This is a genomic window from Enterococcus sp. AAFC-DPL-5146 (genome assembly GCF_058216635.1).
Genome location: NZ_CM177103.1, coordinates 2554964 through 2565000, shown reverse-complemented (window position 1 = coordinate 2565000; position 10037 = coordinate 2554964). Strand labels below are relative to the sequence as shown.

Annotated in this window: 8 protein-coding genes and 10 tRNA genes (1 of these 18 cut by a window edge); all 18 read left to right on the top strand. The window is 36.8% G+C overall.

The genetic code is table 11. The features are described from left to right. Positions 1-8: transfer RNA gene (locus AC4BB2_RS11770), tRNA-Ile, on the top strand (it extends 66 nt beyond the left edge of the window). 20 nt (positions 9-28) lie between these two features. Further along, positions 29-116 (top strand) — tRNA-Ser (locus AC4BB2_RS11765). 9 nt (positions 117-125) lie between these two features. Beyond that, a tRNA-Glu gene (locus tag AC4BB2_RS11760) sits at positions 126-197 on the top strand. A gap of 22 nt (positions 198-219) precedes the next feature. Beyond that, a tRNA-Ser gene (locus AC4BB2_RS11755) sits at positions 220-309 on the top strand. A 138-nt stretch (positions 310-447) separates the two neighbouring features. Beyond that, positions 448-521 (top strand) — tRNA-Met (locus AC4BB2_RS11750). 51 nt (positions 522-572) lie between these two features. Beyond that, a tRNA-Asp gene (locus tag AC4BB2_RS11745) sits at positions 573-646 on the top strand. Positions 647-661: 15 nt separating this feature from the next. Then, positions 662-734, top strand: a tRNA-Phe gene (locus AC4BB2_RS11740). Positions 735-751: 17 nt separating this feature from the next. After that, positions 752-822, top strand: a tRNA-Gly gene (locus AC4BB2_RS11735). Positions 823-834: 12 nt separating this feature from the next. After that, positions 835-908, top strand: a tRNA-Ile gene (locus AC4BB2_RS11730). 14 nt (positions 909-922) lie between these two features. Then, positions 923-994 (top strand) — tRNA-Glu (locus tag AC4BB2_RS11725). Positions 995-1239: 245 nt separating this feature from the next. Next, positions 1240-2079, top strand: a complete 840-nt coding sequence (gene licT / locus AC4BB2_RS11720; protein ID WP_490473107.1) for a BglG family transcription antiterminator LicT — start codon at positions 1240-1242, stop codon at positions 2077-2079. Between the two features lie 156 nt (positions 2080-2235). Further along, complete coding sequence (locus tag AC4BB2_RS11715) at positions 2236-4134, top strand: beta-glucoside-specific PTS transporter subunit IIABC (protein WP_490473106.1); 1899 nt, start codon at positions 2236-2238, stop codon at positions 4132-4134. A 79-nt stretch (positions 4135-4213) separates the two neighbouring features. Beyond that, a complete protein-coding gene (locus AC4BB2_RS11710) occupies positions 4214-5647 on the top strand; it encodes a 6-phospho-beta-glucosidase (RefSeq protein WP_490473105.1) in 1434 nt (477 codons plus the stop codon). A gap of 17 nt (positions 5648-5664) precedes the next feature. Continuing rightward, a complete protein-coding gene (locus tag AC4BB2_RS11705; protein ID WP_490473104.1) occupies positions 5665-6483 on the top strand; it encodes a histidine phosphatase family protein in 819 nt (272 codons plus the stop codon). 141 nt (positions 6484-6624) lie between these two features. Further along, entirely contained in the window at positions 6625-7386 is a 762-nt protein-coding gene (locus AC4BB2_RS11700; RefSeq protein WP_490473103.1) for a tyrosine-protein phosphatase, read from the top strand. Positions 7387-7412: 26 nt separating this feature from the next. Beyond that, positions 7413-7895: a nucleoside deaminase gene (locus AC4BB2_RS11695; RefSeq protein WP_490473102.1), complete on the top strand. Its 483-nt coding sequence runs from the start codon at positions 7413-7415 to the stop codon at positions 7893-7895. A gap of 161 nt (positions 7896-8056) precedes the next feature. Next, positions 8057-8374 carry a cupin domain-containing protein gene (locus AC4BB2_RS11690; protein WP_490473101.1) on the top strand — a complete coding sequence of 106 codons (318 nt, stop codon included), beginning with the start codon at positions 8057-8059 and terminating at the stop codon, positions 8372-8374. 20 nt (positions 8375-8394) lie between these two features. Next, the gene (locus AC4BB2_RS11685) at positions 8395-10032 is read left to right on the top strand and encodes a peptide ABC transporter substrate-binding protein (RefSeq protein ID WP_490473100.1); all 1638 of its coding nucleotides are present in this window, start codon (positions 8395-8397) and stop codon (positions 10030-10032) included. Positions 10033-10037: the final 5 nt, after the last annotated feature.

The window sequence follows — 10037 nt, the reverse complement described above, 5'->3', positions numbered from 1 at the left end:
TAGGCCCATTTATCTATTATTTTTTCTTGGGGAAGTACTCAAGTGGCTGAAGAGGCGCCCCTGCTAAGGGTGTAGGTCGGGAAACCGGCGCGAGGGTTCAAATCCCTCCTTCTCCGTTTCATAGCGGCCCGTTGGTCAAGCGGTTAAGACACCGCCCTTTCACGGCGGTATCACGGGTTCGATTCCCGTACGGGTCATTTTTTTATAATTATTTATTTCGGAGGATTACCCAAGTCCGGCTGAAGGGAACGGTCTTGAAAACCGTCAGGCGGGTAAAACCGTGCAAGGGTTCGAATCCCTTATCCTCCTTTGTTGTGAAACACTGCGTTTGATGTTGTCAGAGTAGATGTTGAACAATGCTTGGCGAACATAGTGAGCAAAGTAGCTTTACTAGGAATCGCCAACAGTAACAACCCTTAAAACTTCTATGAGAAGTGATACTATTATCGCGGGGTGGAGCAGTCAGGTAGCTCGTCGGGCTCATAACCCGAAGGTCGTAGGTTCAAATCCTGCCCCCGCAATTGCTTTTAAAGAAGCAAAAAAAGTTATTAGTGACGCAACACAATAACGATGGTTTGGTAGTTCAGCTGGTTAGAATGCCTGCCTGTCACGCAGGAGGTCGCGGGTTCGAGTCCCGTCCAGACCGTTTTAAATAATTTTTGGCGCAGTAGCTCAGTTGGTAGAGCAACGGATTGAAGCTCCGTGTGTCGGCAGTTCGATTCTGTCTTGCGCCATTTGAAAGAAGAAACATGCGGGTGTAGTTTAGTGGTAAAACCACAGCCTTCCAAGCTGTTGTCGCGAGTTCGATTCTCGTCACCCGCTTTTTTTCTTTAAGGGCCTATAGCTCAGCTGGTTAGAGCGCACGCCTGATAAGCGTGAGGTCGATGGTTCGAGTCCATTTAGGCCCATAATTTTTATAAAAGGCCCGTTGGTCAAGCGGTTAAGACACCGCCCTTTCACGGCGGTATCACGGGTTCGATTCCCGTACGGGTCATGTTTGCAAAACATTTAGCTTATTGCCAAATGTTTTATTTTTTTGTTATCTTGAAAGCGTTGACATTCTGTGTGTAATAAGGTATTCTATGTTTGTAAACAACAAATGAATATTGGATAGTGATTGTTTAATTACAAGCTAAACCTAATTTTTCCAAAGTAGATGAGTATCTTCTTTTTTGGAAAGGTTGGGTTTTTTCTTTTTTACAAATTAAAGGAGTATGGTGTGAAGAAGGGAGCGAAAAAATGATTATTCAAAAAATTTTGAATAATAATGTTGTGATTACGTTGGATATGAATGAAAAAGAACAAATTGTGATGGGACGTGGTATAGCATTTAAAAGAAAAGTAGGAGATTTTATTCCTGAGAAGCAAGTTGATCAAGTATTTTATTTAGCAAATCAAGATACTTCTTTAAAATTTCAAGAGTTATTAGAAGAGCTGCCTTTAGAGGTAATGCAATTATCTGATGAGATTATCAAATATGCAAAAACTAAACTTGGCAGAAACTTAAATGACACCATTTTTATTTCCTTAACAGATCATCTTCATACAGCTTTAGAGCGAATAAAATTAGGAGTTGAAGTCAAGAACTTTTTATTATGGGATATCAAACGTTTTTTTTCAGATGAATATCTTATTGGAAATAAAGCATTAGAAATGGTGGAAGAGACATTTGGGGTTGTGTTACCCGAAGATGAAGCAGGATTTATTGCTTTGCATTTAATTAATGCGGAGATGGATGAAGAAGCGGGTAGTGTTTATGAATTAACAAAAATTATGCAAGAAATTACGAATATTGTGAAATACCATTTTAAAATCACTTTTAATGAAGATTCTGCTTATTTTTATCGTTTTAGCACTCATTTAAAATTCTTTGCATATCGTCTATTGAATAACAGAGAATTTCGTGATGAAGAAGATGGAGAATTATATGAAGTGATTAAAAAAAAATACCCTAATGCATATAATTGTGTAAAAAAAATTGCTGATTTTTTAACTAAAAATTATTATTATACTATTTCAAAGGAAGAAAAGATGTATTTAATGATTCATATTGCAAGAGTTATACAGACAAATGGTTAGTAAGATTTTAAATCTTAAAATAAATTTTTACAAGAAAATAAGGAAAGGTGGGGCGTTAATATATAACAGTGAAAACCTTTTGGGTAGTGACATTAAGTTGGCTAAACCTTCAAATGTATTGTATTTAAAAAAACTAAACTTTGGAGGAACAAAAAAATGGGGAAATATCATGATTTAGCACAGAAAATTGTTAATAATGTAGGTGGAAAAGAAAATATTAATAGTTTGACGCACTGTATTACTCGTTTACGATTTAAGCTGAAAGATGAGTCAAAAGCAAATGACGATGTACTGAAAAATATGGATGGTGTTGTTACTGTGATGAAGAGCGGTGGACAATATCAAGTAGTCATCGGGAATCATGTGCCTGCAGTGTATGAAGAAGTTGTTGGAATCGCTGGACTTTCTGGAGATACAGAGCAAGAGTCATCAGGGGGGAATATTTTTAATCGTTTGATTGACATTTTAAGTGGATGTTTCCAACCCTTTCTTGGTGCTTTAGCTGCTGCTGGGATGGTAAAAGGCTTAAACGCTTTGCTAGTTTTCTTGAAATTATATTCAGCTACTTCTGGAACTTATACAATGCTTAATGGTATTGGTGACGCAATCTTTTACTTTATGCCTGTGATTCTTGGTTATACTGCTGCTAGAAAGTTTAACCTAAACCCCATGGTTGGAATCGTTATTGGAGCAGCTCTTTGCTATCCAGCGGTTCAAGGAAGTGCACTACAAGCGGCATTTGAAAAAACAGCAGGTGCAGGAACTGCAGCACCGTATAGTTTGTTAGGCTTACCTGCTTATGACACATTTTTGGGTATTCCATGGGTAGGTGCTGGATATACAAGTAGCGTTGTTCCAATTATATTCATTGTTGCATTTGCAGCTAAAGTTCAAAAGCTTTTCAAAAAAATTATTCCTGAAGTTGTCCAAACATTCTTAGTGCCATTTTTCGTATTATTGATTTCATTACCGGTTGGGTTCTTAGTCATTGGTCCGATTATCAGCATGTTAACGGATCTATTAAGCGCAGGATTCCAATCTTTGATGGGCTTCTCACCTGCATTGTATGGAGTAATTCTTGGATTTTTCTGGCAAGTGTTAGTTATTTTCGGTTTACACTGGAGCGTTGTACCACTTGCAATCATGCAGATTACGCAAGAAGGATTCAGCCAAGTATTAGTTGGTTCCTTTGCAGCTAGTTTCGCTCAAACTGCTGTGGTTATGGCGATGTTCTTCAAATTGAAAGACAAAAAAATCAAAGCATTATGCCCGCCAGCAATTATTTCAGGTATCTTTGGTGTCACTGAACCGGCAATTTATGGAATTACATTACCTAAAAAAACACCTTTCATTTTTTCAATGGTTGGTGGTGCAATTGGTGGTTTATACTTGATGATCAACCAGGTCACTTCTTATACAATGGGTGGTTTAGGAATATTCGGTGTTTTAAACTTTATCAATGGTGATAATGCAAGCGGAGTTGTGCATTCTTTTGTAGCAATTCTGATTGCGATGGCTACCGGTTTTGTATTAACATTCTTCTTTTGGAAAGATGATACCGTTGTAGAAACAGCTACTAATGATAAGGCACAAAAAGCTATAAGAGAAGCAGTTTTGAGTCCTGTTAAAGGAAAAGTTTTACCTTTAAGCAAAGCAAGTGATCAAGCATTCGCTCAAGGTGCATTAGGCAAAGGAGTTTTGATAGAACCGACAGAAGGTGTTGTAAGAGCACCATTTGATGGAACGGTAATGACCTTATTTCCAACTTTGCATGCCATTGGTTTGATTTCTGATCAAGGGATGGAATTATTGATTCATATTGGTATGGACACAGTTCAGTTGGAAGGGAAAGGCTTTGAAGGGAAAGTAGTGCAAGGGGATAAAGTGAAAAAAGGGCAAGTTCTAGTTACTTTTGATATCGATGCAATAAAAGAAGCTGGTTATAGTGTAGAAACGCCAGTTATCGTTACAAATACTGGAGATTATCTAGATATAGTAGAAACTCAAGATCAGGAAGTAACATCAAATGATACATTAATTACTGGTTTGACTTAAAAATAAGAGATGGGGATAGAGTTTGCTGTGAAACTTGATTTATATTATTGCAGACTCTATGAGAGGAAGGAATTTTGATATGTCATTTAGAAAAGACTTTTTATGGGGCGGAGCAACGGCTGCCAATCAATGTGAAGGCGGCTATAATGAAGGCGGACGAGGCTTAGCCAATGTGGATTTAGCACCAGTTGGATCCGATCGTTTTCCAGTAATCACTGGAGAGAAAAAAATGTTTGTATTTGATGAGGAACATTTCTATCCAGCTCAAAATGCGATTGATATGTATCACCGTTATAAAGAAGATATTGCTTTATTTGGTGAAATGGGTTTTAAAACCTATCGTTTGTCGATTGCCTGGAGTCGTATTTTCCCTCTAGGAGACGAAACTGAGCCAAATGAAGAAGGGTTGAAGTTCTATGAAGATTTGTTCAAAGAATGCCGCAAACACGGTATCGAGCCTCTTGTAACGATTACACACTTTGATTGTCCGATGCATCTTGTTGAAAAATATGGCGCATGGCGCAGTCGTGAATTAGTTGGTTTTTATGAAAACTTGTGTCATGTGATCTTTAATCGTTATAAAGGATTAGTTAAATACTGGTTGACCTTCAATGAAATCAATATGATTTTGCATGCACCATTTATGGGGGCTGGTCTTTATTTTGAAGAAGGTGAAAACAAAGAACAAGTGAAATATCAAGCGGCACATCACGAATTATTAGCCAGTGCCATCGCAACAAAAATTGCGCATGAAGTGGATCCAGAAAACCAAGTGGGTTGTATGTTAGCGGCAGGGACAAACTATGCTTATACATGCAAACCAGAAGACGTTTGGGCAGCTCGCCAAGCGGATCGGGAAAACTTTTTCTTTATTGATGTACAATCTCGTGGGGAGTACCCAGCTTATGCGTTGAAAAAATTAGAACGTGAAGGAATTGAATTACCGATTGAAGATGGGGATTTAGAGCTATTAAAAGAACATACAGTAGACTTTATTTCATTTTCTTACTACTCTTCAAGAGTGCAATCTACAGATCCAGCCGTTAACGAACAAACTGCCGGTAATATCTTTGCCTCTGTGAAGAATCCTTATTTACAAGCCAGTGAATGGGGTTGGCAGATTGATCCATTAGGCTTACGAACAACAATGAATGATTTGTATGACCGTTACCAAAAACCATTATTTATCGTAGAAAATGGCTTAGGAGCAGTGGATACACCAGACGAAAATGGGAATGTAATCGATGATTATCGTATTGATTATTTAGCAGCCCACATTCAAGCGATGAAAGATGCGGTAGAACTGGATGGAGTAGATTTATTAGGTTACACCACATGGGGCTGTATCGATTTAGTTTCAGCTGGAACGGGAGAAATGAAAAAACGATATGGTTTCATCTATGTCGATCGGGATAACGAAGGAAACGGTACGTTGAAACGTTCGAAGAAAAAATCATTTAACTGGTATAAAAAAGTCATTGCTACAAATGGGGAAGATTTGACTAACGCATAAGAGGGGGATGAAATTAAATGAAAAAAGTGGTAAAACTGTTAGGGGTTTTAATACTAGGCTTGTTAGTAGTTGCGGGATGTACTAATGGAACTAAAGAGAAAGAAACAGCATCAGGTGCTAAAAAAACACCAGAAGAATTAACATTCTACATTGTTCGCCATGGTAAAACGATGTTAAACACAACTGACCGTGTTCAAGGTTGGTCAGATGCGGTTTTAACGAAAGCTGGTGAAGAAGTTGTAACGGCCGCAGGTGTAGGCTTAAAAGATATTGAATTTCAAAACGCATACAGCAGTGACAGTGGCAGAGCTATTCAAACTGCAAACTTAATCGTAAAAGAAAATAAAAAATCATCTGATTTAAAAGTCATTACAGACGAACGTCTAAGAGAATTTAATTTTGGGACGTATGAAGGCGACTTAAATCATACTATGTGGCAAGACATTGCTGATGATCAAGGAGTTACTTTGGAAGAATTCTTGAAGAATATGACGCCAGAATCATTTGCGAATAGTGTAGCCAAATTAGATGCTAAAAATGTAGAAGAAGCTAAGGTCAACTGGCCTGCAGAAGACTACAAGACGATCACTACCCGGCTTAAAGCAGGACTAGATGATATTGTTAAAAAAGAAATGAAGAATGAAGGTAGCGGTAACGTGTTGATTGCCTCTCATGGTTTAAGCATTTCCGCTTTGCTAGCAACATTATTCGATGATTATAAAATTCCAGAAGGCGGTTTAAAAAATGCTAGCGTTTGTACGGTTAAATATAAAGAGGGAAAATATACACTGGATAAAGTCAATGATTTAAGCTATGTTGAAGCAGGTCAAAAATAATTGAAAAAGTAAAAATTTGAGACAGAAGGCTTGCATACTTCTGTCTCAAAACTTTATTCTAAAGAAAGTAGATGAAAGAAACATTTTTAAGCATTTTTTGTGTATAATAAGAACAAAAAGAAGGAAAAGGGATAAACTATTATGGTGACTATTACAAATTTTCGAGACATTGGCGGTATCAAAAATAAAGAAGGCAAACAAATCAAGAAGGATGTTTTCTTAAGATCTGGCGAGTTATCTAGTTTAACAAAAGAAGATGAGAAACGTTTGGAAACAACCTATCGCTTAGGGAAAATAATTGATTTAAGAAGTGAAGCTGAGGTAGAAGAAAGACCAGATATGACGGTTCCTAAAACAGAGTACATTCATATTGATATCTTAGAGGATATTCAAGATGAAGGAGCATCGATCGGAGACTTTGTTAAAATTGGTTCACCAGAAAAATCAGCGTCTTACATGAAAAAACTTTATGAAGATATTGCTTTAAATACAACAGCACAAAAAGGTTACAATCAATTTTTTGAAGAAATCTTAGCTCTGCAAAAACAAGAGAGCATTCTATTCCACTGTTTTGCAGGTAAGGACAGAACAGGAATTGCAGCAGTATTGATTCTAGAAACATTGGGTGTACCCAAAGAAGCCATTTATAATGATTATTTATTAACAAATGACTTAAGAAAAAAAGAAAATGCGATGATTTTAGAACAAGCGAAAAAAGCTGATTTGGAAGAGGCGAATTTAGAAGCGTTGCATGTTGCCTTGAATGTTGACAAGAGTTATCTAGATAACTTCTATCAAACCGTTGAAAAACATTATGGTAATGTTGACACGTATTTAAAACAGGCAATCGGTATTGACAAAGGAACAAAAGAAACGCTAAATCATCGTTTTATTTTAGAGTAAAACGTATGAATAGAGAAGGAGTTTTTATGAAGAAAGACAAGCATATTAAATTGTTGACCCGTTGCATCGAAATTTCTCAAAATGCTCGTGAACATGGAAATACGCCTTTTGGTGCATTACTGTCAGACAAAGATGGCAACATTCTTTTAGAACAAGAAAATATCGAAATCACAGAAAATATCTGTACAGGTCATGCGGAGACAACTTTAGCAGCAAGGGCTTCTCAAAAATATAGCAAAGAATTTTTATGGGATTGCTTATTGTATACGACGGCAGAACCATGTGCTATGTGTACAGGAACGATTTATTGGGGAAATATTGGAACAATTGTTTATGCAATGACAGAGAAACGACTGTTGCAATTAACTGGTGACAACGAACAAAACCCAACTTTCGATTTACCATCAAAAGAAATTTTGGATCACGGGCAAAAAGATATTCAAGTGATTGGACCTTTTCCAGAAGTTGAACAAGCAGCAGCTGCTGTCCATAAGGGATATTGGAGTTAATAAAAAATAGAGATGATTGGTATTTATGAATCATTTCTATTTTTTTATTTTTAATATGAACTAAAAGTCAGAATTTTCAAAAATGTTATTGACTTATCAAATGGTTAAGGCAATAATAAATAAAATCACTTATAAAAAAATAAAAGGAGTTGCGATAAATAATGATTATTAAACCATCTCTACCTCAAGAAATGACAATTTTTTTCGATGCTGAAAACCAGCCGAATGAAAAAGTTCAAATGGGGGTAGTTATTTTACAACCAGGAGAAAAACGACCGTTAGAAGGATTTGCCCGACATGATCAAGATGAATATTCTTATGTTGTTTCAGGTGAAGCACACACAATCTTAGAAGATGGGCAGGATCTTGTAGGTAAACCTGGAGATGCACAACTTATCGAAGCTGGAGAAGGTCATATCAATTATAATGATGGAAAAGAAGCAGCAGTTGTTGTGTGGATGCTGGTTGAGCGTAAGTAAAACGAAATTGGGGGAAATGTATGAAAACAACAATCAAATCAATCATCGGGCTGGCACTGATGCTAATTATCATTTCGGGATGTTCTGGTAGTAAACAAGCAAAAGAGACACAAGAGACAAAACCATTGAACTTAATGTCACCTTCTGAATTAACAACACTGGATACATCAGTCATGCTGGACTTTCCAGATGCAATCGTACAGACTGCAGCTTTTGAAGGTTTATACGCATTAGATGACAAAGACCAATTGATTCCGGCGGCAGCCAAAGAAATGCCAGAAATATCAGAAGATGGTAAAACGTATACCATCAAATTAAGAGAAGATGCTAAATGGAGTAATGACGATCCTGTAACAGCCTCAGATTTTGAATATGCTTGGAAAAAAATGATTGATCCTAAAAACGGATTCGTTTATAGTTTCTTAGTAGCAGATACCATTTTAAATGCAGAAGACATCTCTAATGGCAAAAAAACAGTGGATGAATTGGGCGTAAAAGCTCTTGATGATCAGACATTAGAAGTGAAGTTAAAAGAAGCGAAACCGTATTTCACCTCTGTTTTAGCTTTTCCAACTTTTTTCCCGCAAAATCAAAAATTTGTTGAAAAAATGGGTACAGATTATGGAACAACAAGTGAAAATGTTGTTTATAATGGTCCGTTTACCGTAGAAAACTGGAAACAAACAGATTTAAGCTGGGATTTAAAGAAAAACGAAAACTATTGGGATCAATCCAATGTAAAATCAGATCAGATTCACTATGAAGTAGTAAAAGAAGCATCAACCGCTCTGAATCTTTTTGAAGATGGACAATTGGATGTTGCGACAATCACTGGAGAATTAGCCAAACAAAATCAAAACAATCCAGAGTATCACTCGTATCCTACTGCTACGATGAACTACATTCGTCTAAACCAAAAACGTAAAGGCAAAGATACACCTTTAAAAAATGAAAATTTAAGAAAAGCCTTAGCCCTTGGAATCGATAAAGAAAATCTAGTGAATAATATTATTGCCGATGGCTCAAAACCCTTGTATGGAGCAGTTACAGAAGGTTTTGTAAGTAATCCAGAAACGGGTGAAGATTTCAGAAAAGATGCCGGTGATTTAATGACTTATAATAAAGAGGAAGCCTTGAAGCATTGGGAACTAGCGAAAAAAGAGTTGGGAGATAAAATTACTCTTGATTTGATGGTCACAGATGATGGTTCATATAAAAAAATGGGAGAAAGTCTACAAGGGAGTCTGGAAAAATTATTTTCTGGTTTAACAATAAAAATGACTGCTCTACCAACGGAAACCGCATTGAATCTTAGTCGGGAAAGTGATTATGATATGTTCTTGATTTACTGGACACCGGACTATCAAGACCCAATCTCTACGCTAAATATGCTACGGACAGGCAATGATCGCAATTACTCAAATACTAAGTATGATGCGTTGTTAGATGAGGCTTCACAAAAATATGCTACAGATTTAAACAAGCGTTGGCAGACGTTGATTGCTGCTGAAAAAGAAGGGATTGAAAACACGGCTGGGATGATTATTATCAGTCAGAATCAGCAGTCTGTGTTACAAAATCCGCAAATCCAAGGATTAAGCTATCATACTTTTGCGGCACCACTGACGTTAAAAAATGTATATAAAGAAACTGAATAGTAGGA